This is a genomic window from Rhizobium sp. NZLR11, from assembly GCF_019685115.1.
Lineage (GTDB): Bacteria > Pseudomonadota > Alphaproteobacteria > Rhizobiales > Rhizobiaceae > Rhizobium.
Genome location: NZ_JABDWD010000011.1, coordinates 180,604 through 207,496 on the forward strand (window position 1 = coordinate 180,604; position 26,893 = coordinate 207,496).

The 26,893-nt window shown below is 59.3% G+C and carries 25 protein-coding genes; 11 read left to right on the forward strand and 14 right to left on the reverse strand.

Annotation, left to right across the window (positions count from 1 at the left end; translation table 11 throughout):
- Positions 1-88: 88 nt before the first annotated feature.
- The 7 genes from HJB83_RS20220 to HJB83_RS20250 form a co-directional block, all read right to left on the reverse strand.
- On the reverse strand, positions 89-484 hold the full coding sequence (locus HJB83_RS20220; protein ID WP_221117528.1) for a DUF1236 domain-containing protein: 396 nt from the start codon (positions 482-484) through the stop codon (positions 89-91).
- Positions 485-614: 130 nt separating this feature from the next.
- The gene (locus HJB83_RS20225) at positions 615-1,724 is read right to left on the reverse strand and encodes an ABC transporter permease (RefSeq protein WP_221117527.1); all 1,110 of its coding nucleotides are present in this window, start codon (positions 1,722-1,724) and stop codon (positions 615-617) included.
- Positions 1,724-2,866: an ABC transporter permease gene (locus HJB83_RS20230; protein WP_221132335.1), complete on the reverse strand. Its 1,143-nt coding sequence runs from the start codon at positions 2,864-2,866 to the stop codon at positions 1,724-1,726. The genes HJB83_RS20225 and HJB83_RS20230 overlap by 1 nt, the downstream gene beginning before the upstream one ends.
- Positions 2,863-4,605: an ATP-binding cassette domain-containing protein gene (locus tag HJB83_RS20235; RefSeq protein ID WP_221132336.1), complete on the reverse strand. Its 1,743-nt coding sequence runs from the start codon at positions 4,603-4,605 to the stop codon at positions 2,863-2,865. Before HJB83_RS20235 ends, HJB83_RS20230 begins: the two co-directional genes overlap by 4 nt.
- A complete protein-coding gene (hlyD, locus tag HJB83_RS20240; protein ID WP_221117526.1) occupies positions 4,602-5,609 on the reverse strand; it encodes a secretion protein HlyD in 1,008 nt (335 codons plus the stop codon). Before hlyD ends, HJB83_RS20235 begins: the two co-directional genes overlap by 4 nt.
- Entirely contained in the window at positions 5,606-6,310 is a 705-nt protein-coding gene (locus HJB83_RS20245) for a CerR family C-terminal domain-containing protein (protein WP_207581474.1), read from the reverse strand. Before HJB83_RS20245 ends, hlyD begins: the two co-directional genes overlap by 4 nt.
- Positions 6,311-6,658: 348 nt before the next feature.
- Positions 6,659-6,895 (reverse strand): hypothetical protein, encoded by a 237-nt coding sequence (locus HJB83_RS20250; RefSeq protein ID WP_207581473.1) that lies wholly within the window; start codon positions 6,893-6,895, stop codon positions 6,659-6,661.
- Positions 6,896-7,123: 228 nt separating this feature from the next.
- On the opposite strand from HJB83_RS20250, the gene HJB83_RS20255 reads away from it, so the two are divergent.
- Positions 7,124-7,438 carry a hypothetical protein gene (locus HJB83_RS20255; RefSeq protein WP_207581472.1) on the forward strand — a complete coding sequence of 105 codons (315 nt, stop codon included), beginning with the start codon at positions 7,124-7,126 and terminating at the stop codon, positions 7,436-7,438.
- Positions 7,439-7,474: 36 nt separating this feature from the next.
- Here HJB83_RS20255 and HJB83_RS20260 read toward each other — a convergent pair whose 3' ends face one another.
- The gene (locus tag HJB83_RS20260; protein WP_207581471.1) at positions 7,475-8,491 is read right to left on the reverse strand and encodes an NAD-dependent epimerase/dehydratase family protein; all 1,017 of its coding nucleotides are present in this window, start codon (positions 8,489-8,491) and stop codon (positions 7,475-7,477) included.
- A 280-nt stretch (positions 8,492-8,771) separates the two neighbouring features.
- Here HJB83_RS20260 and HJB83_RS20265 point away from each other — a divergent pair, with 280 nt between their 5' ends.
- Complete coding sequence (locus HJB83_RS20265; protein WP_207581470.1) at positions 8,772-9,728, forward strand: endonuclease/exonuclease/phosphatase family protein; 957 nt, start codon at positions 8,772-8,774, stop codon at positions 9,726-9,728.
- Between the two features lie 15 nt (positions 9,729-9,743).
- On the opposite strand, the gene HJB83_RS20270 is transcribed toward HJB83_RS20265, so the two are convergent.
- From HJB83_RS20270 to HJB83_RS20280, 3 genes are all read right to left on the reverse strand, one after another.
- On the reverse strand, positions 9,744-10,049 hold the full coding sequence (locus tag HJB83_RS20270; RefSeq protein WP_164014133.1) for a hypothetical protein: 306 nt from the start codon (positions 10,047-10,049) through the stop codon (positions 9,744-9,746).
- A 133-nt stretch (positions 10,050-10,182) separates the two neighbouring features.
- Positions 10,183-11,610 carry a mannose-1-phosphate guanylyltransferase/mannose-6-phosphate isomerase gene (locus HJB83_RS20275; RefSeq protein WP_207581469.1) on the reverse strand — a complete coding sequence of 476 codons (1,428 nt, stop codon included), beginning with the start codon at positions 11,608-11,610 and terminating at the stop codon, positions 10,183-10,185.
- A 37-nt stretch (positions 11,611-11,647) separates the two neighbouring features.
- A complete protein-coding gene (locus HJB83_RS20280) occupies positions 11,648-13,072 on the reverse strand; it encodes a phosphomannomutase (protein WP_221132337.1) in 1,425 nt (474 codons plus the stop codon).
- A 236-nt stretch (positions 13,073-13,308) separates the two neighbouring features.
- Here HJB83_RS20280 and ung point away from each other — a divergent pair, with 236 nt between their 5' ends.
- From ung to HJB83_RS20295, 3 genes are all read left to right on the forward strand, one after another.
- Entirely contained in the window at positions 13,309-14,016 is a 708-nt protein-coding gene (ung, locus tag HJB83_RS20285; protein ID WP_221117524.1) for a uracil-DNA glycosylase, read from the forward strand.
- A gap of 130 nt (positions 14,017-14,146) precedes the next feature.
- Entirely contained in the window at positions 14,147-15,079 is a 933-nt protein-coding gene (locus HJB83_RS20290) for a VOC family protein (RefSeq protein ID WP_207581466.1), read from the forward strand.
- A gap of 11 nt (positions 15,080-15,090) precedes the next feature.
- Positions 15,091-15,696 carry an alpha/beta hydrolase gene (locus tag HJB83_RS20295; protein WP_207581465.1) on the forward strand — a complete coding sequence of 202 codons (606 nt, stop codon included), beginning with the start codon at positions 15,091-15,093 and terminating at the stop codon, positions 15,694-15,696.
- Between the two features lie 81 nt (positions 15,697-15,777).
- Here HJB83_RS20295 and HJB83_RS20300 read toward each other — a convergent pair whose 3' ends face one another.
- The gene (locus tag HJB83_RS20300) at positions 15,778-15,981 is read right to left on the reverse strand and encodes a KTSC domain-containing protein (RefSeq protein ID WP_007630795.1); all 204 of its coding nucleotides are present in this window, start codon (positions 15,979-15,981) and stop codon (positions 15,778-15,780) included.
- Between the two features lie 664 nt (positions 15,982-16,645).
- Between HJB83_RS20300 and HJB83_RS20305 the strand changes: the two genes are divergently transcribed.
- On the forward strand, positions 16,646-17,440 hold the full coding sequence (locus HJB83_RS20305; RefSeq protein ID WP_207581464.1) for a metallophosphoesterase: 795 nt from the start codon (positions 16,646-16,648) through the stop codon (positions 17,438-17,440).
- 111 nt (positions 17,441-17,551) lie between these two features.
- Here the strand turns inward: HJB83_RS20305 and HJB83_RS20310 are convergent, their stop codons facing one another.
- Positions 17,552-18,880, reverse strand: coding sequence for a UDP-glucose/GDP-mannose dehydrogenase family protein (locus HJB83_RS20310; protein WP_207581463.1), 1,329 nt, complete (start codon positions 18,878-18,880; stop codon positions 17,552-17,554).
- A 269-nt stretch (positions 18,881-19,149) separates the two neighbouring features.
- The gene (locus HJB83_RS20315) at positions 19,150-19,749 is read right to left on the reverse strand and encodes a transglutaminase-like cysteine peptidase (RefSeq protein ID WP_207581462.1); all 600 of its coding nucleotides are present in this window, start codon (positions 19,747-19,749) and stop codon (positions 19,150-19,152) included.
- Positions 19,750-20,053: 304 nt separating this feature from the next.
- Here HJB83_RS20315 and HJB83_RS20320 point away from each other — a divergent pair, with 304 nt between their 5' ends.
- The 5 genes from HJB83_RS20320 (at position 20,054) to HJB83_RS20340 (ending at position 26,792) form a co-directional block, all read left to right on the forward strand.
- A complete protein-coding gene (locus HJB83_RS20320; RefSeq protein ID WP_207584358.1) occupies positions 20,054-21,460 on the forward strand; it encodes an O-antigen ligase in 1,407 nt (468 codons plus the stop codon).
- Between the two features lie 298 nt (positions 21,461-21,758).
- The gene (locus tag HJB83_RS20325; protein WP_164014128.1) at positions 21,759-22,970 is read left to right on the forward strand and encodes a polysaccharide biosynthesis/export family protein; all 1,212 of its coding nucleotides are present in this window, start codon (positions 21,759-21,761) and stop codon (positions 22,968-22,970) included.
- Between the two features lie 79 nt (positions 22,971-23,049).
- The gene (locus HJB83_RS20330; protein WP_221117523.1) at positions 23,050-23,760 is read left to right on the forward strand and encodes a sugar transporter; all 711 of its coding nucleotides are present in this window, start codon (positions 23,050-23,052) and stop codon (positions 23,758-23,760) included.
- A 51-nt stretch (positions 23,761-23,811) separates the two neighbouring features.
- Positions 23,812-26,088 (forward strand): polysaccharide biosynthesis tyrosine autokinase, encoded by a 2,277-nt coding sequence (locus HJB83_RS20335; protein WP_207581460.1) that lies wholly within the window; start codon positions 23,812-23,814, stop codon positions 26,086-26,088.
- Entirely contained in the window at positions 26,088-26,792 is a 705-nt protein-coding gene (locus HJB83_RS20340) for a hypothetical protein (protein ID WP_207581459.1), read from the forward strand. The genes HJB83_RS20335 and HJB83_RS20340 overlap by 1 nt, the downstream gene beginning before the upstream one ends.
- Positions 26,793-26,893 lie beyond the last annotated feature (101 nt).

Sequence of the window (26,893 nt, forward strand, 5' to 3'; positions counted from 1 at the left end):
CGCAAACACGCGAAAAAAGACCCCGCCGAAGCGGGGCCGGAGTTGCCGAACCGCAGCAGGCGGCACGGCGATCTGATTTTTCGGTGGTTTATTCTACGACCTGCACCACGCGGTGGGTGCGGGGTTCGACGATCACATGTTGATTGTTGATGACCGTATAGGCGTATTTCGGGTTGTCCGGCACCGGTGTGACGACGACATCGGCCGGAAGCGGCTTGCCGACGACGATTGGCTCCTGGACGACCACGGAGGCGGTCGGGGCCGGCTGCTGCTGGACGTAGGTTACGACCTCGCGCGGCGGCGGATCGACTACGGCGCCGGCGACACCACCGGCTACGCCGCCAATGGCAGCACCCACGGGGCCACCGACGATCGCGCCGGTGATGGCGCCGCCGGCTGCACCGGTCACGGCGCCATCAGCGAGCGCATTGGTTGCAAGTGACGACAGCGCAAGGGCGCTGGAGACAAGTAGAATCTTGTACATTTTGCTTCTCCTTTGCTGGGGTTGCGTTTGAGTAACGACCGCGCCAATCCGAGGTTCCGGCAGGAGAGAGTCACGCTTTGGAAGGTCGGTTCACATTCTGTGAGGCGGCCGAAGCGTTTGTCGCGATGCATTATTCCAGCCGCCGGCGGAAGAGCCATGCGGCGGCGCTGAGCGTGACGGCGGCGATCAGCGCCAGCGGGATCGTCTGGTTCACCACCTCGCTCAGCGGAATATCCTTCAGGAAAACACCTTTGACGATCACCAGGAAATAGCGCAGCGGATTGATCAAGGTCACCGGCTGCAGCCATGCCGGCATGTTCTCGATCGGCGTCGCGAAGCCGGAGAGCAGCATGGCCGGGACCATGAACAGGAAGGCGCCAAGGATCGCCTGCTGCTGGGTCATCGACAGCGCCGAGATGAAGAGGCCGAGACCGGCGACCGAACCGAGGTAGAAGATCGCGCTGCCGTAAAGCAGGAAGAGCGAGCCGCGCAGCGGCACGTCGAAAAGAAAGACTGCGGCCAGGATATAGACGGTGATGTGGAAGAGGCCGATCATCATCGGCGGGATCAGCTTGCCGATCAGGATTTCGTGCATGCGCAGCGGCGAGACCATCAACTGATCGAAGGTGCCGAGCTCGCGCTCGCGGGCGATCGACAAAGCCGTGACGATCAGGCCGATCAGGAGCGCGATGCTGGCGATCAGGTTCGGCACCATGAACCATTGGTAGGTGAGGTTCGGGTTGAACCAATTGCGGGGCACTGTCGAGACGATACCTGTGCCGGCGCGTCTGCCGGCTGGCGTCTCGGCGGCAAGTGTCGCGCCGATCTGCTGGAGATAGCCGGCGACGATCTGCGAGGCGTTGGAGCGGCGGCCGTCGAGCACCATCTGCAGGTCGGCCGGTGTTCCCGCCTCGATATTGCGCGAAAAATCCGGGCCGATCTCGATCGCCGCGATGGCCGTCTGGTTGTCGATCGCCACCCTGATATCCGCCTGGCTTCCCGCCATCTCGATCCGGCGGAAGGTTGGCGAGCCATCGATGCGTTCGATCAGTTCCTGGCCCCAATGGCCGCTGTCGCGGTTGAGGATCATGACGTCCACATTGCGCACTTCGAGCGTCGCGGCATAGGAAAAGACGAGAAGCTGGACGATCGGCGGGCCGATCAGGATGGCGCGGCCCTTGGGGTCGCGCAGGACGGCAAGCAGTTCCTTGACGATGAGGGCGTAGAGCCTTGTCCACATCAGCCGATCCTCTTTCGGGTGTTGCGCGCCGCAAGCACGAACATGACGGCGCCGATCGTCAGCATCACGCCGATCGCCTGCAGGAACATCGGCCAGATGTCGCCGGCTAGGAACACCGTCTGCAGGCTGGGGATCAGGTAGCGCGCCGGCACGATGAAGGTGATCCACTGAATGACGGCAGGCATGGAATTGATCTCGAACAGGAAGCCCGACAGCAGGAAGGCCGGGAGGAAGGCGGAGATCAGCGCCAGCTGCGAGGCGAGGAACTGGTTCTTCGTTGCCGTCGAGATCAACAGACCCTGGCCAAGCGCCGGGATCAGGAAAGCGGCCGACAGGGCGTAAAGCGCTGCGACCGATCCGCGGAACGGCACGCCGAAGAGAAAGACCGCAAACAGCACGCAGAGCGTCATCGAGGTGAGGCCGAGCACGAAATAGGGCAGGATTTTGCCGATGAGCAATTCAACCGCCGTTACCGGCGTCGCCATCATCGCCTCCATGGTGCCTCGCTCCCATTCGCGGGCGACGACGAGCGAGGTCAGAAGCGTGCCGACCAGGGTCATGACGATGGCGATCGAACCGGGCACGAGGAAATTGCGGCTGGTCAGTTCCGGATTGAACCAGAAGCGCTGTTCGACCGAGATGGCCGGATTGGAAGTGGCGACATCCGCCTGCCTCTGCCGTTCCCAATTGGCGACGGCGCCCTGGGCATAATTCTGCACGAAATTGGCCGTGTTCGGATCAGAGCCATCGACGATCACCTGAATATCCGGACGGTTGCCGGCGATATAGTCCGTGGTGAAATCGGCTGGGATGACGACGATGCCACGCACCTTGCCGAGCACGAGATCTTCCTCGAACAGGCGCCGGTCGCGGCCGACGGCGACTTCGAAATAACGCGAGGCCTGGAAACTTGCCGACAGATCCTGTGTCAGCGGCGTCATCTCCTCGGTCACGAGGCCGATGCGGGTGCGGGTGGTATCGAGCGAAACGCCGTAGCCGAAGAGAAAGAGCAGGATCAGCGGCAGCACGAAGGCAATGAGAATGCTGCTCGGATCGCGGATCGCCTGGTAGCTTTCCTTGCGCACCAGGGCTGAAAGACGCCGCAGCCGGCCAAGTTCGGGTTCGCGGGGGGAGGCGCTCATGCGGCATCCTCCGCTTCCGATTGCTGCACCAAGGCGATGAAGGCGTCCTCCATCGTCGGGTCGGGCAGATCTTTGGTTGCGACGCGGGCCTTCAACTCATCGGGCGAGCCGAGTGCGATCGAGCGGCCGCGATAGATCAGCGAGATGCGGTCGCAATATTCCGCCTCGTCCATGAAGTGAGTAGTGACGAGCACGGTGACGCCTTTTTCCACAAGCGCGTTGATATGCGTCCAGAATTCGCGCCGGGTGATCGGATCGACGCCGGAGGTCGGCTCGTCGAGGAAAAGGGCGCGCGGCTCGTGCATGACGGCGCAGGCAAGCGCCAGGCGCTGCTTCAGCCCGAGCGGCAGGTCCTTGGCGGGCTCGCGGGCGTGGCGGCCGAAATCGAAGATGCCGACCATCAGTTCGATGCGCTCGCGCTTGTGCTGGCCGCGAAGGCCATAGACGCCCGCGAAGAATTCGAGGTTCTGGATGACGGTGAGATCACCGTAGAGCGAGAATTTCTGCGCCATGTAACCAAGCTGGTTACGGGCTTCGGCAGCATCGCGGCGAAGATCGAAACCGGCGACCCGGCCTTCGCCGCCGCTCGGCTTCAACAGGCCGCAGAGCATCTTGAAGGTGGTGGACTTGCCGGCGCCGTTCGGGCCGAGCAGGCCGAAGATCTCACCGCGGCGGATATCGAAGCTGATATCGTCGGCAGCGGTGAAATCGCCGAAACGCTTGGTCAGGCCCCTGGCCTCGATCACCGGCCGGTCGCCTTCAGCCTTCAGCGGCTCCTGCGCTTCCGCCAACCTGGAGCGGCCGCCGGGACCGCCGCCAAGCATGTCGACGAAGGCATCCTCGAAGCGGGGCGGGGCAGGGGCGAGCGTTGCGCCATCGCCGGCCGATCCGATATCCGGTTTCTTATCCTTGGCGGCGACGAGGCGGATCGCCTCGCCCTGGATCACGCCGTCGATGACGCCATCTGCCTGCAGAAGCCCGGCAAGCACTTGCCGGCGGCGCCCCGATATGCCCGAGACGCGGAAGACCCGATCGCTGACGCGGCCGGTCATCTCAGCCGGTTTTCCCGAAAACAGCAGCTTTCCCTGGTTCAACAGCAGCACGTGGTCGCAGGCCTCAGCCTCATCCAGATAGGCGGTCGACCAGAGCACGCCGATGCCTTCCTTGGTCAGGTTCTCGACCATCTTCCAGAGGTCGCGACGCGAGATCGGGTCGACGCCGACGCCCGGCTCGTCGAGCAACAGCAGGCGCGGTTTTTTGAGAAGTGCGCAGGCAAGGCCGAGCTTCTGCTTCATGCCGCCGGAGAGTTTGCCGGCAAGCCTGCCGGTGAAGCGCTTGAGATCGGTGAAGGTCAGCAGCTCGTCGAAGGCACCGGCGCGTTCGCTCTTCGGCAGGCCGCGCAGATCGGCATAGAGATCGAGGTTTTCCTGCACCGACAGGTCCTCATAGAGGCCGAAACGCTGGGGCATGTAGCCGATGGCCGCCTGGATGCCGGCGGCATTCTTGCTCGTGTCGAAGCCGAGAACTTCCACCGTTCCGGTATCGGGCAGCATCAGGCCGGTCATCAGCCGGATCAGTGTCGTCTTGCCGGCGCCGTCGGGACCGACGAGGCCGGTGATCGCACCGCCGCCGATCGCGCCGGAGACGGCGTCGAGAGCAGGGGGCGCATCGCCGAAGCGCTTAGTGACGCCGTCGATCCGGACGAGCGGCTTGTCGTCCCGGCCGGGTTCGGCGGTCATTGTCCACCCGCCGCAGGCGGCGGAAGCCGCACGGTGACCGGCATGCCCTGGCGCAGATCCGGGCCGGGCTGGTCGATGACGATCCTCAGGCGATAGACGAGATCGGTCCTGAGTTCCGGCGTCTCCACCGATTTCGGGGTGAATTCGGCGACCGGCGAGATAAAGCCGATCGTGCCTTCATAGGGTTTGTCGGGCGCCGTATCGGAGGCGACGGAAACCTTCATGCCGGGGTGGAGGCGGCCGAGATCGGGTTCGGCGACATAGCTGCGCACCCAGACGGGCTCGGTCAGGGACAATACGAAGACGGTATCCGCCGGCGAGACGATCGCACCATTTTCCCGCACACGTGAGAGGATGACGCCGTCGTTCGGGGCGCGAAGCTCGGTATCTGCAAGCGAGGTGCGGGCCGAGGCAAGGCTCGCCTCGGCAGCCTTCACCTGCGCGTCGGCGGCGGCGATATCCTCGACGCGCGAGCCTTCCTGCAGCAGCTTCAGCGCCTCGCTGGCGGAATCGGAGCGGGCGGCGGCCATGGCCCTTGCGGCGGTCGCCTGGTCAAGGCTCGCCTCGGAAATCGTGCCCTGCGGGCGAAGCTGGCGGGCGCGGTCATAGGCGAGGTTGGCATTTTCGAGATCCGCCAGGCTTTCATCATAGGCGGCGCGCGCCTGGGCGATCTCTGTCGGGCGCGGGCCGGCCTTCAGCTTGTCGAGCGTTGCCCGAAGAGCTGCGGCGTTGGCTTCGCCGGAGCGGACAGCGAATTCATAGGGTGCGGCATCGAGTTCGGCCAGAACCGTTCCGCTCTTGACGACATCGCCCTCGTCGACGTGAAGTTCAGAAAGGCGGCCGCTGACACGGAAGCCGAGCGAGACCTGGCGGATATCGACATTGCCGTAAAGGACAAATTCGCGGTGGGCCTCGGGCAGCCAGCCGAGCTTTTCGGGCAGGCCGTACCACCAGGCGGCGGCACCCGCCGCAACGAGGAGAAGGAGGGCGAGGATGCGTTTCATGCTGCACCTGCCTTGGACGGGCCGAGCACATCGACCAGTTCAGCGGCGAGGCCGCGCAAGATTTCCACCTGTTCCGGGCCGACGGCGTCCCATTCCATCTGGGCAAGCACGGCGGCATGGGTGACGCGAAAGACGAGGATGCTGCCGAGAAGGGTGAAGGTGCGCAGGCGCACATGTTCCGAGGCGGGATCTTCACGCAGGATGACGCCGATCAGCCGCCGGCCCATCTCGATCATCGGCCGCATGATGCCCTGATAAACCCTTGCGAAGGCTTCGGTCGGCTCCATCTGCTCGCGGATCAGGAAGCGCGCCCAGGATTCGGATTCCTTGCCGACGAAAAGCGTCACCATGGTCTGGAGAATGTCTGTCAGGAAGCGACGAGCCTCGGTTTCTCCGAGCGGTTCGCCAGCGGCATCGAGCGTCATGAGATATGTGCCGATGCGCGCCCTCATGTCACCGACATGCGTATCGATGCGGGCCATCAGATACTCGGCCGTGGCGATGTAAAGACCTTCCTTGCTGCCGAAATAATAGGGGATCGCCTGCAGGTTGACGCCGGCGGCCTCGGTCAGCTGACGTGTCGAGGCGCCGTCGAAGCCGTAGCGGCCAAAGACGTCGAGGGCGGCGGAAAGCATCTTCTGACGCGCGATCTCGGCGCGGGCGGATGCTGGCGGGGTTCGGGCGTCGCGTTCCTGGTTCATGATGGTTTTATAACTCCGAACGGATAATAAGTCAATCGATTGATATATTTCTGAAGAAGGAATTCGACCCGAGATCTATCGCTGGCATGAACAGGCGTTTAGCCGAGATTGATGTCAGCTCTGCGCATCAGGTGATTCAGTTACCCGCGGGAAACATCGGCAGGAAAAGGCAAAGAGGCCCGTGGCGAACGGACCTCTCAGGGTTCTCAGGGTGGGAAAGAGAAACCAAGCCTGGGGGTTGGCTGCTAACAGGTAGCGATGCGCTATCGCTAATTTTCGCGACACTAATGTGTCTGGCGCCACTCATTGCGGGACAAAAAAGGCCGGCGTTTTTTACTATTTCTACGATCATTTTCTGACACAAATCTGCCTTGCTCTTTCAGTATCGCCGATGAGATGCGTATCCAAATTTATATTATTGCGCTCCTCTTGAGCGCCATCATGTGGTCGATCTCGTTCGATGCGGCGCGTGAATCCTATCATGCTGCGCAAAGTGCGGGGTTGATGCCGAACCTGCATATCAACAAGAGGCTGGATCGCGTTCTTTAGATTGCGATCAGCGTTCAAATCATTGGTATATTGCACCGACGTCGCTTTCCCAGCCCTGCGGGTCGGCGAACCTATTTTCCTGGTGAGTGCTGAGGCCTTCCAAAGAAAATCAAATTTCGTAAAATTTGACTGACCTGCTTAAAAGCCCTGCAAATACTGATGTGTAGAGTGGTCTCATGAAAGCGACCGAAGCGTGGACAGACGCGTCGATCGTTTGGAGACGGGCGAAGCGAAGCCCGCCGATCCGCAAACGGGGACTTCGACATGCACAAAATTCTCGCCGCCATGGCTTTGACTCTGACCATCACCGGCGCTGCCGGGCCGGCGCTCGCCATCGGTCCCGCCAGCCTTGCCCGCGACCTGATGTACACCTCCGCCATCGGCCATTCGCCCGAAATTCCTTTGACGACACGGGCCGGTTTCGTGCGCCCGGCGGTTCCTTTCGTCCTGCGCAGCCCGGCTGAAGTCGAGGGTGAGAACTACCAGCTCAAGGCCTATTCGCAGAGCCTGACCGTGGTCGTCGACTATGTGTTCTCGAAGGCGGTCAATGCCGTGCACGCGGTGACGTTTCTCCGCTGACATTCTGGACCGACCGGAAACAGTCCGGCAAATAGGTTAGGCGTCGAGTTCGCCGCGGACGTCGAGATACCACTCGACGAAGGCCTTGACGCCGACTTCCAACGTCGTATCCGGCTTGTAACCTGTCAGCGCGACGAGCAGATCGGGGGCTGCGAAGGTGCGCGGCACGTCACCCTTTTGCATCGCCAGCATCTTGCGCATGGCAGGACGGCCGAGCGCTTTCTCGACCGTTTCGACGAAATCCATCAGGCTGACCGGCTGGCCGCCGCCAATATTGACGACCCGAAAGGGCGCCTGGCGCGAAAGCGTTTCGACAGCCACGTTGTCGAGACGGTTTTCCTCGCCAGGGGCGATTGCCGACAGCCTGGCGATCGCTTCAATGAGATCGTCGATATAGGTGAAATCACGGCTCATGTTGCCTTCGCCATAGATCTCGATCGGCTGGTCTTCGAGCATGTTCTTGGTGAATTTGAACAGCGCCATGTCGGGCCGACCCCACGGGCCATAAACGGTGAAGAAGCGAAAGGCCGTGGTCGGAATCTTGTGCAGATGCGCATAACTATGCGCCATCAACTCCATCGATTTCTTCGTCGCGGCATAAATGGTCAGCGGTTCGTCGGCGCGATCGGTCTCATGAAAGGGGACGGTCGCATTGGCGCCATAGATCGATGATGTCGAGGCCAGCATCAGGTGACGAATTTCGACGCGCCGCGCGATTTCCATGATGTTCCACGAGCCTTCGACGTTCGAACGAAGATAGGCCTCAGGATTCTCAAGGCTATAGCGCACGCCGGCCTGTGCGGCGAGGTGGATCAGGATGTCGGGCTTGGCCGCCAGAACAGCCGCTTCCAGAGCTGGCCGATCCTCGAGCATTGATATGACGGGTGTGAAGGTCGGAAATTGGGAGAGTGCCGCATGACGCATCTCCTTGAGCTTGACATTGTAATAGGGAGTAAGGCCGTCGAAGCCTGTGACTTCATGCCCTTCCTGCAGCAGACGCCTGGCCAGATGAAAACCGATAAAGCCGGCGGTCCCGGTAATGAAGTAGCGCATTCCCACCTTCTCTCGGCTCACTGCCGACGGCAAAAAGCCGATTCCCTATCACGTGACCCCTTACAGGATAAGAAGAGGCCGAGTCGATAGTTCTTTGAAAGAGAAGGCGGCGGCCGCCCTCGCTGCGGTCGTCGGCGTATTCGCCGGCTGCCCCGCCGAATGACGGAGAGGTCGTCGATATCATCTGAGGTCAGCCGCGGCCATCGGCTGTTATGCTGCATTGCAACATGTTGGCCTGCGTGTTATGGCCGGCCGGTCGGCTGCAAGCAGGTCAGGATCGATGAGAGAGATAATTTATTGGATTCTCTGTGCGTTTCTGACCGTTGCGATCGCGATCGTGTCTCTACGCTTTGTCACGAACTTCTGGCTGCTGTCCTTCCTCTACAGCTTTCAGGTTCATTTCGGCGTCCTCTTTGTTGCCGCCAGCCTTATCATTCTGGCTGTCAGGAGACGGATCTACGGCTTCGTCCTTCTGTTTGCCTCGCTTCTTCTCATCTTTCACGGCGTCATCACGCTGCGCGAGTTTTCTGAGGACGACGGAGGCACGGACAGGCCGCCACTTTTTCGGCTGATGTCGTTCAATATCGCGATCGACAACTGGAAAAACTCGACTGCAATCACCGATATGGTGATCGCTTCGAATGCCGATGTCGTCAATTTGCTCGAAGCCAAGCCGCTGACGTTCCATCTGCAGCAATTGTTCAAGGCCTATCCCTATCACATCGGTTGCGAAAGCGGGAAGGATACGTGCGATACGCTGGTGCTGTCCAAACGCCCGTTCGTCAGCCGACAGGTCGCAAGCATGGGCAGTCTCCGGAAAAACAGGCTGGTTATATCGAGCGTCGACTTCGGCGGCGAAACCATCAATCTGGTTTCGGCGCACCTCACCAAACCCTATTTCGACGATTTCCAGATGGCTGAATTGGAAGATCTCGCCAAAACGCTTGGATTGATCGACGGTCCTCTGGTGCTGTCGGGTGATTTCAACTCCTCGGTGATCGCCCCGAGCATCCAGGGTTTCCTGCGCGACCAGAAGCTGAAAACAATCGTGCCGGAACCGGAAACATGGCCGGTCGGCGCCGGCTTGCTCGGGATCGCCATCGATCACATATTTGCGCGCGCGCCGCTTCATCTGACATCGCTGAAACGTCTTGATGACAGTCTTGGCTCGAACCATTCAGGCCTGATCGCCGAATTCGTCCTCGACAAAAGCGGCGAAACCTCACCGGCAAGATAAGCCTGCCGGGCAAAGTCAAAATTTCGTTCTGCCGCCTTTCTTGTCGATCATCTGAAATTTCTCTCCGTCGGTCTTCACGCTGACGCAGTCGGTCGACTTGTTGGGAAACCGGACGCAGACTTGGCCATTTGTTATTTTATAGCCATTGGCGTTGCCCTTGCGATATTCGTAACCGTTGCTGCTTTCTTTCAGTTCCGACGTGCCCGGCAGGTGTTCGCGAATTTCAGCCTCGCTTGCGGTTCGCATCTTTGCGGTTTCGGCAAACGCCATTCCCGGTACCATGATTGAAAGAAATCCGGCGAGGGCGGGCAAGATGCGCATCAGGGAGATATCTCCAGTCATGTCTTCGGTATGCCCATTCTACGAGAATTCCGATAGCGAATTCAACAGCGATGGCGGTCGTGCCGGAAAAGCGGCCAATTGTTTGGACGCCGCCACCGGTTTGGCTGCGACGCTACGTTCTTCCGAACTCGTCGACGATGCGGATAATGTCGTCCTCGCCGAGATAGGAGCCCGTCTGCACCTCGATCAGTTCGAGAAGGATCTTGCCGGGGTTGGCGAGGCGATGGACTTCGCCAAGCGGAATATAGACGCTCTCGTTCTCGCGCAGCATCCGCACGGTCTCTCCGACCGTCACCTCGGCGGTTCCCTTGACGACGACCCAGTGTTCGGAGCGATGATGGTGTTTTTGCAGCGAAAGTTTCTTGCCCGGCGTGACAAAGATGCGCTTCACCTGAAAGCGATCGCCATTGAAGATGGAGGTGTAGCCGCCCCACGGCCGGTAGGAGGTCGGGTGGGTTTCGGTGAATTTCGCCGTCGCGGAAGAGGAGGCCAGCATCTTGACCAATTGCCCGACATTCTGGCTGTCTTTGAGTGGTCCGACATAGACGGCGTCCTCGCTGGCAATGACGGCGACATCCTCCATGCCCTGGACGGCAAGATGCACGCCATGGGTCATGACCAGTGAGTTGCGGGTATTGACGACGGTGGTGTTTGCGGCGGCGACATTGCCGTTGTCGTCGCGGACGCCGGATTTCCAGACAGCATCCCAGCTTCCCATGTCCGACCATTTGAACGGCGAGGGGACGACCACGGCCTTGGAGGTTTTTTCCATGATCGCGTAGTCGATGGAGATATCGGGGCTCTTGGCAAAATGGTCGGCCTCAAGACGGGTAAAGTCGAGGTCGCGGCTTGCCTTGGAAACGGCCTTGCTTGCCGCCTTCAGCACATCGGGGGCATATTCCTGCAGTTCGGCAATAAGTTCCGCAACCGGGAACATGAAGATGCCGGAGTTCCAGTAGAAGCCGCCGTCGGCGAGCATCTGCTCGGCCTTTTCCAGTGTCGGTTTTTCCACAAAACGGCTGACCTTGTGGGCGCCGTTTTCGAGCGCATCGCCGATTTCGATATAGCCGTAACCGGTCGCCGGCTCGGTAGGGCTGATGCCGAAGGTTACGAGCTTGCCGTCGGCTGCGGCATCGCGGGCGATGCGGATGCAATCGAAATAGCTGTTGTCGGCGAGGATTTCGTGATCCGAGGCGAGCATCTGGATGATGGTGCCCTTGCCGAAAAGCTCAGCGGCAAGTGTTGCGGCGGCGGCCACCGCTGCGGCGGTGTTGCGGGCGACTGGTTCAAGCAGCACCGCGGCGAGCGGGACGGCCAGCGCACGGGCCTGCTCGGCGACCAGAAAGCGAAATTCCTCGTTGGTGACGACGATCGGAGCCTCATAGAGCTCCGGGTTGGAAACGCGTTCGAGCGTCTCCTGAAACAGCGTCTTGTTGCCGACGAACTGGATGAACTGTTTCGGGGCGGTGGCACGGGAAAGCGGCCAGAGCCGCGTGCCTTTGCCGCCGGCCATGATCACGGGAACGATTTTCTGCGTCATAGGCGGGTTCCTTGAAAAAATCTTGTTCGTGGCATGTTTAGCGGGCGTCTGCCCAGTTCGTTATTTGGGTGAGCCCTGTCTTCAGCAGATCCAGGGCTGCAGTTTCGCTCCCGGCTTCGACGTAGCAGCGCATTTCCGGCGCATTGCCGGAGGGGCGGAAATGCATGATCCTGCCGTCTTTCAGCGTCACGCGAAGTCCGTCGATGTCGGATTTCGTCGCCACCTCGCCGACCGGCTGCAGGAAGGCAGCAAGGTTTTCATTGGAGGCGCGCAGATGCTCCATCAGCGCCGCGCTCGTCTGCACCGGAAAATTCTCCAGGCGATCGGCGGCGGCAAAGGGCAGGTGATAGGAGGCGGCAATGGCCGAGAGCGGCTGCCGGCGAACGGCGGCGAGCGACAGGATCGCGAGCATCGGGATAAAACAGTCGCGCGTCGGCAAGGCGCGCACATTTTGGCCGTTGATATCGAAAGGGGTTGCAGTCAGCAGCCCGCCATTGGCTTCAAAGCCCATGACATGATCCCCGCCGGCCGCCACGGCCTCTTCCATGCCTGCGATGACGAAGGGCGAGCCGACGCGGGTGCGCCTGACGGCGAAAGAACCCGCCGCCTCAATGCCGGAATTGGAGGTTACCGGTGTCACCACCGTGCTGGCGCCAAGAAAATTGGCTGCGACAAGGCCGAGAAGGTCGCCGCGCAACGGCGTGCCGGTTTCGTCGGTGACCAGCGGGCGGTCACCGTCGCCATCGGTCGAGACGATCGCATCGCATTTATGCTCGGACACCCAGTGCTTCATCAGTGTGACCGTCTCCTCGGAAACGGCTTCGGTGTCGACGGGAATGAAACTCTCCGAACGCCCGAGAGCGGTGATCTCGGCGCCGTAATGGGCGAGAACGTCAACCAGAAGGTCGCGGGCGACGGTGCTGTGCTGGTAGACGCCGATCTTCAGACCGGATAGCGCGCCTTGCGGCAGCAGCGCGGCAATGCGTTGGAAAAAGAGCTGCCGGCAGATCGCCTCATGATCTTCGTTTATGGCCGGTGCCTCTGCAACGGCCTCGCCTGTTCGTTCGATCTCGGCCGCCAATGCGGTGATATCAGCCTCGTCCAACTTGTCGATCTCGCCGTCCGGGCGATAGAACTTAATGCCGTTGCGGTCCGCCGGAATATGCGAACCGGTGACCATCAGACATGCAGCATTGCTCTTGAGACCATAGAGGGCAAGGGCGGGTGTCGGTACATTGCCGCAGTCGAATACCCGGAAGCCGAGAGCGGCGAGTGCGCCGGCACAATTTCCCGAAATATCGGGGCTCGAATCGCGAAAATCGCGGCCGATCAGAATGGCATCGCCGACCTGCGCCTTGCCGGTCTGCAGCAGATATTTGCCGAACGCCGTCGCATAAAGCGCAGAGGCGCGTCCCTTGAGATCCACTGAAAGTCCGCGAAGGCCGCTCGTGCCGAATTTCATTTGAAGACATGTCCCCGGTTTATGATCAAGGTTCTACTCAGGCCACCTGCCGGCGTAAATACCGAAGACGTCATATAGTTAAACACGGACGACCGTGCCTCGCACAGCCTCTCGCAATCTTCTCTCGCCTATCCCAAAGGCGTAGACCCATTGCCGAGCGGACAGGCATTGCAGCGTAGATCGATTTTGTTAGAACCGTGTGTCCGTTGTTTCGTCGTATGCGAAGGGTTTGCTGGATGAGCGATTCGTCAGTCAGTCTCGAAGAGAGCTGGAAGGCCGCCTTGGCGGCGGAGTTCTCGAGCCCCTATATGCAGCAACTCAAATCCTTTCTTGTGACGCAAAAGCAGGTCGGTAAACGGATTTTCCCCCGCGGCAGCGAATATTTCCGCGCCCTCGACCTGACGCCGATCTCCAACGTCAAGGTCGTCATTCTCGGCCAAGACCCCTATCATGGGCAGGGGCAAGCCCACGGGCTGTGCTTCAGCGTGCGGCCGGGCGTGCGCATCCCGCCTTCCCTCGTCAATATCTACAAGGAGATGAAGACGGATCTCGGCATAGCGCCGGCGCGTCACGGCTTCCTCGAACATTGGGCAAGACAGGGCGTGCTGCTGCTGAACAGCGTGTTGACCGTCGAGGAAGGGCAGGCGGCGGCCCATCAGGGCAAGGGGTGGGAGCGCTTCACCGACGCCGTCATCCGCAAGATCAACGACGAATGCGAATCCGTCGTCTTCATGCTCTGGGGCTCCTATGCCCAGCGCAAGGCCGCCTTCGTGGATACGACGCGGCATCTCGTGCTCAGGGCGCCGCATCCCTCGCCGCTTTCGGCTCATAGCGGGTTTTTCGGCTGCGGGCATTTTTCGAAGGCGAATGGCTTCCTGCAATCGCGGGGACGCGAGCCGATCGACTGGCAATTGCCGGTCGATCCCCACGACACCGAACTGTGAACGCGCGGTAGTCTTCGTTCACTAAAAGAAGACAATGCGTTTTGCTCTACGGGTCTGTTCGCAGGGAGCCTGAGCGCGCATCTTAGCCTCATCGAAAGCCCGCGAGCTGCGGGCAAGAAAGGGGTCTCACATGCTCGATCAGATCAGGGGTCTGCACCACGTCACGGCGATGGCGGAGGACGCCCATACCAACAACCAGTTCTTCACCAATGCGCTTGGCTTGCGCCGCGTCAAGAAGACAGTGAACTTCGACGCGCCTGACGTCTATCATCTCTATTATGGTGATGAGACAGGTGCGCCGGGCACTGTCATGACCTATTTCCCATTCCCGAAGATGGCGCAGGGCCGTCCGGGCACAGGGGAGGTCGGCACGACAGTGTTTTCCGTTCCGCAAGGCTCTCTTGGCTTCTGGAGCGATCGTTTCAGCACGTTGAACATCGGCGGGCTGAAGGCCGAGGAAAGCTTCGGCGAGAAGCGCCTGAATTTTTCCGGCCCCGACGGTGACGGTTTTGCGCTCGTCGAGGTCAGGGACGATACCCGTCAAGCCTGGACACATGCCGGCATCAGCGAAGACCACGCCATTCGCGGCTTCCATTCCGTCGCCATGCGCCTGCGGGATGAGGGCGCCACTGCCGAACTCCTGAAGTTCATGGGCTACGAGGTCGTCGAGGAACGGGACGGTGTCAAGCGGCTGATCAAGCCTGATGGCAACGGCGCGCATCTCATCGATCTCGAGACCATGCCGAACATCGCCCGCGCGCTTCCCGGCGCCGGTTCCGTCCACCACGTCGCCTTCGCCGTCGAAAATCGCGAGAAGCAGCTCGAAGTGCGCAAGGCGCTGATGGACACCGGCTATCAGGTGACCCCGGTGATCGACCGCGATTATTTCTGGGCGATCTATTTCCGCACGCCGGGCGGCGTGCTGTTCGAGGTCGCGACCAATGAGCCGGGCTTTGACCGCGATGAGGATACGGCCCACCTCGGCGAAGCTCTAAAGCTGCCGCCGCAGCACGCTCATCTTCGCGCGCTGCTCGAGCAACACCTGCAGCCGCTCGAAGCGTAAGGAGAGGTGATATGACCGAAGCTGGATATGTGCACCGGCTGCATGCCGGTGCACCTGATAAACCCATTCTGCTGGTGCTGCACGGCACCGGTGGCGACGAGAACCAGTTCTTCGACCTCGGCCGGCGCCTGTTGCCCCAAGCGACGGTTCTCTCGCCGCGCGGCGACGTTTCCGAACATGGCGCGGCGCGGTTCTTCCGGCGCACCGGGGAGGGGGTCTACGACATGGCCGACCTTTCACGGGCGACGGAGAAGATGGCCACCTATGTTAGTTCATTGGCTGAGGAGCACCAGGCTTCCCAGATTCTCGGCCTGGGTTTTTCGAACGGCGCAAACATTCTTGCCAATATGCTGATCGAGAAGGGTATCTTCGATGCCGTGGTTCTGATGCACCCGCTCATTCCGTTTCAGCCTGAAGCCCAGGCAACGCTTGCGGGGAGAAAGGTGCTGGTGACGGCCGGCCAGCGGGATCCGATCGCTCCTGTCCCCGTGACCGAGGCGCTGTCGGAGCATCTGAAAGATCGCGGGGCTGATGTCAGGACGGTATGGCATCCCGGCGGCCATGAGATTGCGCCGCTCGAGATCAATGCAGTTCGCGATTTCTTCAGTGGCTATTGATGGAATGTGCCGCCACTCGGTGGTGCTGATTTGCGGGGCCGGTAAATGCCGGTCCCGCATCTCGGCTGGAATGATAGATCCTTAGGGACGGGGAGGATATTTGCCTCTGATTGCCGTCATATAAAAATTTCCCGGGGATTCCGCCATCGTCAAGCCGACGACGACGCCCTTGGGGACGCCTTCATATTCTCGCCTCTGACCGTTTGTCAGATAGACCCGTAGATGCCGGCTGTCTTCGTCGTAGGTGATCGCCTCGATAAGTTTCGAATCAACCGCAGTTTCCACTTCGCACCCCGCAGTTTTTGATCTGAGATTTGGTGAAGGATGTCATTCACGCTGCAATGCGCCATCATCATGCGGCGCCGCGGCAGCGTCAAGCATGATAATCTTAAGCGTTCATTTTTTTATGTTGGCTCTCGTTATAGTTGATTTTTGCAGCTTTTCAGGAGGCATTGCCTGTGGAAATCCGATTGCCACAAGTTCTCTCGCTTGGAGCGCCGGTGATTGACACAGCCGCTTACGGAACCAGTAATTTGATTTAACGCTGAATTAACCATCGCATACCAAAATGCTGTCGCAATAATAGCCGTGACGCCTTCTAAAATGACCGACTACAACTGGCGTTTCTAGCAGGCGCGTCGCGTGAGCGGCGGAACGAGTGCCTCGGAAAGCCGATCTGCAAAGGTGGCGATGTAAGGATTGATTCGACGCGAAGGTGCGGTGTCCCGTGCGGAGGAGACGGTCCGGCAGTGATGGAGGCGCCAGCTCGGCTCAGCCGGCGCAGCAAATAGCGACGGATTATATCGTAATATCGCAACCGGTTCCGGTTACTCTTTCCAAGAGGCGGTGATCAGGCCTACTTCTTTTTGAACACTGAGCTTCATCCCGTGCAGGGATGGGTAAGGAATGGAGCTTATCCGACAGCCTCGTGTGCTATCGGATCGCATAAATGGGTTACATGTTTAACTATCTCGGGCCGTGGCGACGACAGATACCGATACTGGCCGCTAACCGCAAAGGACGCGCTCGGCTGACGTTTGCCGAAGGCGACTTCGCTGCGGTCTACGCGATGAGCGATGTTCACGGATGTTATAACGAGCTTGTCGAGGCGCATCGCCGCATCGAGGAGGACGCCGCGCGCATTCCGGGGCCGAAACTTATCGTCTTGCTCGGCGATTATGTCGACCGCGGGCCTGATTCGAGTGCGGTGCTGGAGTTCCTGAGCAAGACCCCGCCGCCGGGATTTCAGCGTTTCGCGCTGTGCGGCAATCACGACGCGGAGCTGGTGAAGCTTTATCGCAAACCGGCGCGCATTCTTGAATGGCTGGGTTTTGCCGGGACGGAGACGTTGCATTCATACGGTATCGATATCGAGCATCTGCTGCAGTCGGCGGCCGGAAGCGAAATGATTGCCCGCGTCATTCGCCACATGATCCCCGAGAGGCATATCGAATTCCTGGAATCGCTGCCGATCATGCTGCGGATGGGAAGGGTGGTCTTCGTCCATGCCGGCATCAAACCGGGCGTCGACCTCAAGAGGCAGAAGGACAGCGATCTGATGTGGATCCGTCAGCCCTTCCTGGATGAAGGACCGCAGCTTCCCGTCCTCGTGATCCATGGGCATACCCCGGCGCGAATCCCGACATTCGGCCCGCAGCGAATCGGTATCGACACCGCAGTTTCGGCGACGGGCCGGCTGACCGTGCTGACGATAAAAGGGACGCGGGTCGGGATCCTCAATTAGATCTGCAGGCGTGACCCGACCGTTCAGGGTTTCGGCGCGGTACTCCAAAAACCAAACGCCGCGGGATTTTGCTCCGCGGCGTCAGGACAATTACCGGTTCATCAGAGCCTGTCAGGCGGTTGTCGATTCCTGATAGAGATTGGTGCCGATGCCCGTATAGGTAAAGCCGTGTTTGCGCACCTCGTCGCTGCGGTAGATATTGCGCAGGTCGACCAAGACTGGGGCGCGCATCGACTGCTTCAGGCGATTGAAATCGAGTGCGCGGAACTGGTTCCATTCGGTGACGATGACGAGCGCATCCGCACCAGCGGCCGCTTCATAGGGACCGCTCGCATATTCGATGTTCTCGATCACCTTGCGGGCATTCTCCATGCCCTCAGGATCGTAGCCGACCACCTGGGCGCCGGCGTCCTGCAAGGTCTGGATGACGGCAATCGCCGGGCTGTCGCGCATGTCGTCGGTGTTCGGCTTGAAGGTCAGGCCTAAGATGGCAATCTTCTTGCCGCGAATATCACCGCCGACAGCCGAAATGACCTTGCGTCCCATCGCCCGTTTGCGGTTGTCGTTGATCGAAATCGTCGTCTCGATGAGACGGACCGGCGCGTCGAAATCCTGCGCCGTCTTGGCAAGGGCAAGCGTATCCTTGGGGAAGCACGAACCGCCGTAACCCGGCCCGGCATGCAGGAACTTGGCGCCGATACGGCCATCGAGACCGATGCCGCGCGAAACGTCCTGGACGTTTGCATCGACCCGCTCGCACAGATCAGCGATCTCGTTGATGAAGGTAATCTTCATCGCGAGGAATGCATTGGCCGCATATTTGATCAGTTCCGACGTGCGGCGGGTGGTGAAGACCAGGGGTGCCTGGTTGAGGTAAAGCGGCCGATAGACCTCGGTCATGGTTTCGCGCGCCCGATCGTCATTCAGCCCGATGACGATACGGTCGGGACGCTTGAAATCTTCGATCGCCGCGCCTTCGCGCAGGAACTCCGGATTGGAAACGACCGCGACATCCGCCGCAGGGTTGGTTTCGCGCATGATGCGCTCGACTTCGTCGCCGGTGCCGACCGGCACCGTCGACTTGGTGACGATAACGGTGAAGCCTTCCACGTAGGCAGCTATCTCGCGCGCAGCGGCGTAGACATAGGAAAGATCCGCGTGGCCGTCGCCGCGCCGCGATGGTGTACCGACCGCGATAAACACGACATCGGCGCTGCGGACGCTTTCGCCGACATCCGTCGAAAACGACAGGCGGCCAGTGCTGGTATTTTCGGCGACCAATTGCTCGAGACCCGGCTCGAAGATCGGAATGCGGCCGTCGCGAAGGGCTTCGATCTTACTCAGATCCTTGTCGACGCAGATGACGTCGTGGCCGAAATCCGCAAAGCAAACGCCTGAAACGAGGCCGACATAGCCTGATCCAATCATCGTGATGCGCATATTTCCCTCAAATCATTAGAGTAGAACGTCATGCTGCGTCGCAGCATGGCGACCGTCATACTTAATCTGGGCGAAAAGACAATATCGAAGATCGCTTGATACCCACACCGGAAATCGAACCCTGGGCGCTGCAGCTTTCTGTCGGCGGCCGCGTCAATGGCAAAAAACATAGGTTTGTGTGGGCAATATGACAAGTCGAGCCGTTCGTCAGAGCGGCTCGACTTCGATCTCTAAGAAGGTGCGTTCAGTTTATTTTGCTGCGCCCGCTGTCACAGCCGGTACCAGACATAGGGGTCTGTTCCCGATTGAATCTTGTCCCAGCGCAGATCGGTATCCCGCCAGTTCTTGATGCTGCTTTGCCTGTTGTCGAGCACGAGGTCGCCCTTGTCGGTCCTGACCACCAGGACGGCATGCCCTTCACCGGAGGGTGTATATGCGGTCGCGATTCGCAAAGCGCGCGACGACCAGCCCATCGCGATCAGCCGGCTGCGCTTGGTGAGCGCGAAATCTTCGCAGTCACCGCTGCGGACATTCACCTTCCAGACATCGCCGTTCAATTCGGTGCGGGAATCGTTTCGGCCGATCATCGTACGATTGACGGTGCCGTTCACGTTCTTCAACTGCAGCATCTGCTCATCCGTGAGCGCGACGACCGAAAGACCATTGTTGTCTCGGCATTCGGCCGGGTTCTGAGCACAGAACAACACCTGGGCGAAGGGCGGAATGATCTTGCCTTTTTCAGAGATATAGCTGACCGCCGAATTGCCGTTCAAACCTCGGGCGAAACCTGCGGGACCGGCGGCAAATGCCGAACAGGCATTCCCTGCTGTAAAGGCCAGCGCCAGAAGTGTAACGAATGTTTTCTTCATCTGTTAAATCCCCGTTCAGGACAACCGATTGAGATCAGGCTTGCCTTTTGTCTCAGTCAATGGCATGGCGATTTAGTGATCTGCCAAGTATTGACTGCAGAACGTCTGTCCCGTTCCTGCTGCTTGACGGAGCATAGCCGGGGCTTGTCTCGATTGGCTTAAGTCTTTCGCGACAATTTTAAACGATGTGAAATTCTGTTACACTTTAACACGCAAGCCCTTGATATGCAACCTATGTTAGTACGTGTATATTAACCTCTCTGGTTGTAATTCTGCCATTGCCGCTCGCTGGCGAAGAGATCGAATGTTATCCAACCTCATCAACAGGCAGGTCTTGCGAGAGGCTCTTCTCTTTGCCTTTATCGGTCTCGTTATACTGACGCTCATTCCGTTCGGGAGCGTCACGCCCTTTCCCTTTGCCTTTGCCGCGATCGGCATGTTTACCCTCGGTGCCATTTCGGCACTGCTGGTCGAAGAGCCAAGACAAAGCAGATGGGTTTTTAGCAGCGCTCTGTTGATGCTCGTCGTGGTGACAGGCTGGACGTGCATCCAGACCATCGAACTGCCTTCCAACTGGCTGGCAAATCCGGCCTGGAGTGCTGCGCGTGACTTGGCAGGTGTCGAGTACGCGGCAATCTCGGTCGAACCGGCCGACACTCTGGCGTCGATCCTCTCGGTGGCGCTGCCGTTCGTTACGTTCCTGACGGGGCTTCTGTTATGCGATACCGATCAGCGCGCGAGGAAAGTGTTGACCCTCCTCGGGCTTTCTGCGGGCGGCATTGCTGTTTTCGGCCTGCTGCAGTTTTCGCTGTTTCCCAACATATTGATTGTCGTGGAGAAACACGCCTACCTCGACAGCCTCACCGCGGTCTTCGTCAACCGCAACACCGCCGCGACCTTCCTTGGACTTGGAACGCTGCTGATGCTGACCCTGGTCAGAGACATTGCCCGTTCCTATTCAAACCACCCGCCCGGCGAGCCAGGCCGAAACACTCTTGTCTTGAAATCGTGGATCTACGTCCTGCTCTTGTGCGCGTGTTTCACCGCGCTGATGTTAACCCGCTCGCGCGCTGGGATATTTGCGACCTTTGTTGCCGCTCTCATCTATTTTCCGTGGCTTGTCATCAATTGGAACGGCTCGAGGCGTCACTTGAGACCGGCGCCAAGATGGCATTCCATGCTGAAGCTCCTCTCGGCAATCGTTTTCGTTGTCGTGCTGCTGACGGTGTTTGCGGGTCAGGCGATTTTGCGCGCACAAGAGCGGCGGCTCGAGGATGATGATCGTTTCTGCATCCTGCCGGGCATATGGCGCGCCATCTCGGATCATTGGTTGACCGGGACCGGCCTCGGAACTTTCCGGACCGTGTTTTCTGCCTATCGTGATCCGGCCTGCGGAATCTTCGGAATCTTTGACCGAGCGCACAATTTCTATCTCGAAGGATTTCTGGGGCTGGGGATCTTGTTCCCGATTGCGGCGATCCTTGCCTTCTCTGTCCTCGCCAGGGTGTTCTGGCAAGGGCTCGCTCAAAGGCGGCGCCTCAGGCATTATGTTCTTCTCGGCCTGGCGGCGACGGTTTTGGTCGCTCTTCACGCGGCGGTCGATTTCTCGCTGCAAATACCGGGTTTCGCCGTATTTTTCTCCGCTTTCCTGAGTGCGGTTGTGGCGATAAGCCTTGGGCGCAACCATGGGGAGGCGGATGCGGCAATATGAGCTTGTTCTTTTAAATGGATGTTTTTTATGAAGGTTTTTCGAAAATGCCAATTGCGCGGGTACCGCGCTGTTGACTCTGAAACGCAAGAGATTTTATAGCGGGTCTAGCCTTTAGATTATTGTCGGCGCCAGAAGAGCCGGGCTTGAGCCGTTTTCGCTTCCTTGAGGTGCTGGTCGTTGCCAGCTTGCCACAGTTAGAGAATGTTAATCGGCTTTCAGTGATTATAGATCGGGGATTGTCTTGTATTTTGTCAGATTGCGGGGCAGTAGCTTCAGGGGCGTCAACACAGGTTATTCTATGGGTTGTTCTCGTATCGGTAGTACACGCGTCGCCATTGTTGTAGCGCTAACGACTATATTGGCAAGCTGCACCTCGTTGCCAAGATCCGGTCCCGATCACAAAGACGTTGATCGAGATGCGGCGGTGAAAGTGACAACGAAGGAGCGTCGTGTCGGCATCGACTACGCTCTGATTGATCTCAGCAAGAACGTTCTGACATATTTTACCGCTCCTCAGCCGACTTCGTTCAAGGGGTTTGGCGGCGGCCGAGGCGGAGCGCCTGAAATTCCACTCGGTTTCGGTGACGTCGTTCAGGTCGCCATCTTCGAAGCTCAGTCCGGTGGTCTCTTCATTCCGTCCGATGCTGGTAGCCGACCCGGCAATTACATCTCTCTGCCTGAGCAGACCATCGATAGAAACGGAACGATCACAATCCCCTATGCGGGTCGGGTTCCGGCTGCCGGTCGCCTCAAAGAGACGGTGGAACAGGACGTCGAGGATCGTCTGGCGAGCCGTGCGATCGAGCCGCAGGTGGTTATCACGACAACGACGAGTCGCTCCAGCCAGGTTGCTGTGCTGGGCGACGTCAATAATCCCCAGCGCGTCCAGATCAGCCCGGCCGGTGAGCGCGTTCTCGACGTTATTTCCGCAGCGGGCGGTTTGACGACCAACAATATCGAAACGAATGTGACGCTGCAGCGCCGCGGCAAGACTGCAACCGTCGCCTACAGCACGCTGCTGAAGAATCCGGTGGAAAATATCTATGTTGCGCCGGATGATACGATCTCGATCGACCATGAGCGCCGCACCTATCTTATGCTCGGCGCCGCAGGCACCAGCGGCCGCTTCGATTTCGAAGAGTCCGACCTGACCCTTGGAGAGGCAATCGCCAAGGCGGGCGGTCTGCGTGACGACCGCGCCGATCCGGCTCAGGTCCTGCTCTATCGCCTTGTTCCAAAGAAGACGGTTCAGGCGATGCACGTGGACACGACGAGATTTGCAGGTGAGACGGTTCCGGTGATCGTCCGCGCGAATCTTCGCGATCCGGCAACCTTGTTTGCCGTTCAGCAATTCAAGATGGAAGACAAGGATATTATCTATATTTCCAATTCGGACTCTGTTGAACTGGTCAAGTTCCTTGACATCGTAAACTCGGTATCGTCCACTGTTTCCGGCGTGGCCGACGATGCGAAAGATACCCGCAACGCGGTCGAGGATCTCGGAAATTGATTGAAATAGGCGAGCCGGCATCGATCGCGAGTGATCAATGCCGGCGGCCTATATAGCGGATTTGATGAAGGACTATGTTATGGCAAGGTCAGGTGTTTATCGTAAGCTTGCGTATAGCGGAATTGTCGTCGCGATGTTTGCCGGCATGACGTCGAGCGCCTTTGCGGCTGCTTGCCTGGGGCCGGCAAATCTGACTTCGGTCGATGTTACTGGCTTCACGGCTAATCCCGCGGTTTTGCTGGACATGTCCGATCCGTTGGTTCTGTCATCGCGTGTTCGCGCACTGGTCGGCAGCAGCAACGACGCTCTGTCGCCGGTGATCGAGCAGGCCAAGAAGGCCAATGCCGCACAGATGGCGGCGATCGGCTCCGGTCTCGGACGGGCGGCAAACAGCTGCCAAGTGACGGACCCGCAGTTCAAGCTGGCGATCGAAAAAGCTGTTGCCGATGCGGCAAGTGCCGATCCCAACCTTGCGCCGTTGCTCGCCGCCTTTGCGAAGGTCCTCGCCGAAGGCGGAACTGCAGCGCTCGGCCCGGGTGGAAGTGCGTCTGCCGCAGCCGGCATCGGCAATACGGGGTCGATTGGGCAGACAGGTCCTGGATCGGACGATGGCACGCCCTTCGACGGCGCCGCGACGACTGCCGGTTCGCTGGTCTCGAACGCCGGTGACGGAGATAACTCGTCCTCGACCTCGACGACCACAAGGATATTCCTCACCGTAAATGGGGGAGGGCAGTCGTCCACCGACCCGACGGGATCGACCAGTCCGAGCACACCGGTCATACAATAGCTGGAATTGCCCGTAGATCTTGGCGCTTGACGCCTTAGTTGGAGATCGAAATTGCTATCGCCAGATAAACTTACGCCACGTATCGACCCCTCCCGCGATACGGGAAACGAAGCTGACTTCATCGATTTCGACAAGCTCATCGCGATTGCCCGCCGACAGTGGCGGATGGTTGCGGCGTGCGCTTTCGCCTTCGCTATTCTCGGCATTGTATATGTGCTGACTTCGGTGCCGGTCTACACCGCCGACACAAGCGTGCTGATCGACCGCAGCGACAACCAGGTGATCAACCAGTTGGCGGCTTTCGGCCAGATGGATGATGACGAAGGTACTGTCCTCAGCCAGGTCGAGCTGTTGAAGTCCGACACGATCGCCTATGCCGTCGTCGATAAGCTGAAACTGGTCGACGATCCGGTGTTCAATGCACAGCGGAATTCGCTGTTTTCAGTCGCAACGCTGAAATCCCTGGTGAATTTCAGATCATGGTTTGCCGATGACGCGGCAGTAGCGCCCGATCCCGAAATGCAGCGGCGGTACGCTGCGGAAACCGTGGCCGGCAATATCGATGTCGAGCGTGTCGGCAAATCCTACGTTCTCGATGTCAGTTATACCTCGCAGTCACCCGATATGGCTCGTCAGATCGCAGCGGCCATTGCCGACGTCTATCTGGTCGATAAACTCAATTCGAAATATGAGGCGACACGCCGCGCCGGCCAATGGCTGCAGGAGCGTATCGAGGAACTCCGGCAGCAGGCGCTGGACACCGACCTTGCGGTTCAGAAATTCCGCAGCGAGCATGGGCTTGTCGAGGCCGGATCCGGCACGCTGATCAGCGAGCAGCAGCTTTCCGAGATAAACACGCAATTGATCAATGCCCAGGCCGAGACGGCGAAGGCCGAGGCAAAATATGCGCGCGTCAAATCGATCATCGACGCCAAGCAGACCGATGCGATCGTCACGGATGTGCTCGACAGCTCCATTTCGAACGAGCTGCGCAAGAAATATCTGGAGGCTTCCAAGCTCGAAACCGAAATTGAGGCGCGGCTCGGTCCCGATCACGTCCAGGCGGTTCGGCTTCGTGCGGAGATGGAAGAATATAAGAGACTCATGTTCGATGAGTTGAACCGCATCGCCGAGAGCTACCAAAGCGAGCTGCAGGTCGCGAAGTCGCGGGAAAATTCCTTGCGTGACAGTGTGACGCAGGCGACGGGCGTTGCTGCGACGGCCGGCGAAACGCAGGTGCAGGTTCGCGAACTCGAGCGCACGCGCGATACCTACAAGAATCTCTATCAGAGCTTCCTGACGCGCTACCAAGAAGCAATTCAGCAGCAGAGCTTCCCGATTACGGCTGCCCGCATCATCACGATGGCGGAAACCCCAACGAAGCCGAGTGCACCGAAGAGAGCCCTCGTCGTCGCTTTTGCGATGTTCCTCGGATGTGCGGTCGGAAGCGGTATAGGCGCTTTCCGGGAATTCCGGGATCGGTTCTTCCGTACCGGCGATGACATCAAGGAAGTACTCGATGTCGAGTCGCTTGGCGTCATGCCGCTGGTTGACGATAACGTCGATGATCCGTCCCTCGTCGATCCAAGCAATCCGCGAAGCATCGCCAGGGGTAGCAAGACCACGACCTATGTCGAGGAGCACCCGCTCTCAGCGTTTGCCGAGACGCTTCGGAGCGCCAAGATCGCGATCGACCTCAGTGCGGCCGATCAGCGCTGCAAGGTCATAGGCGTGGTGTCGAGCCTGCCCGGAGAGGGGAAGTCGACGACATCCATCAATTTTGCCAAGCTTCTGGCAATGCAGGGCGCCCGCTGCCTGCTGATCGACGGCGACATGCGCAATCCCGGTTCGACCCGGGCAATCGGCCGTCATGCCGAGGCCGGCTTGCTCGAGGCGATCGTCGATGGCCGTCCTCTCAAGGATCTGATCCTTCTCGATCCCAGAACGAAGCTTGCATTTCTGCCGACGGTTGCAAGGTATCGTGTCCCGCATTCCTCGGAGCTGCTCGCCTCACGCGGCATGGATCAACTTCTCGAAATGGCGCGTCAAAGCTTCGACTACATTATTGTCGACCTGCCGCCTTTGGCGCCTGTTGTGGATGCGCGCGCCATCAACTCCAAGCTCGATGCAGTGGTTTTCGTTATCGAGTGGGGGAAAACATCGCGTAAGGTCGTGCAGTCCACCCTGCTGTCCGAGCCGGAGCTCTATGCGAAATGCGTCGGTGCGATATTGACCAAGGTCGACCCGTCGCAGATGAAGCTTTATCGCACATTCGGCTCTAGCGAGTATTATTATAAGCGGTACTCGCGATACTACACTGAAAGCTGATGCTTCGCGGTCAGTTCGTTTCGGTTACTAGGATTGTTTTCGTTGTCGTCGCCGTCGCCTTTGCGATGTTCGCCGGTCGAGAGCTGTACGCTTCGATAAGAACGGCCAGCATCTCGATCGTCGCGGAAAGGATCGAGCGTGGCGACACGGTCGCGAATGACGTCACCGCCAAATACGCGGCGCGGACCGTCGCCATGGTTGACGGGCATTATTGCCGATCCGACATCGTGGCTCCTGGCGTTACTCTCGTCTTGGCGCAACTCGATCGGCAGAATATCGATGTCGATTACGACGCCTGGGCTGCGGCCGCATCGGGTGCCCGTCACTTTCTACAGCATGCGGTTTCGTGCATGCCGACGAACAGCAATTTTTGGCTTCGTCTCGCGGCCGTCCAGTCTGTGATTGCGGAAGAGCCGCTTTCGATTGCCGGAATGATGAAGCGTTCGGTTGCTCTCGCGCCCCACGACGAGTCGATGATTTTGACCCGGTTTTATTTCTGGAACGATTTTACTGACGCAACGCTTTCAGCGGCAAAGACTGCGCTCGATAGCGATCTCACGACGATGCTGAAACTTGGCGACCGTTGCAGGGTCAACGTCACCATTAAAGTCATCAGCCCACAACTCCGCCCTATCTTCGACCGAACCTGGGCAGGCGTTGGGGACCGAGCGACAGCGCGATTCCGGCAGCGCTGCAGCAAATAATCATCAGCGTTTTTCTGCCGAAGGCTCCGGGGGTCACAACGTCCGTTGTTCAACGCTCGCCGCGACGCTCGCGCGGCGGGCGTTGTCGATTGATTGGCTAT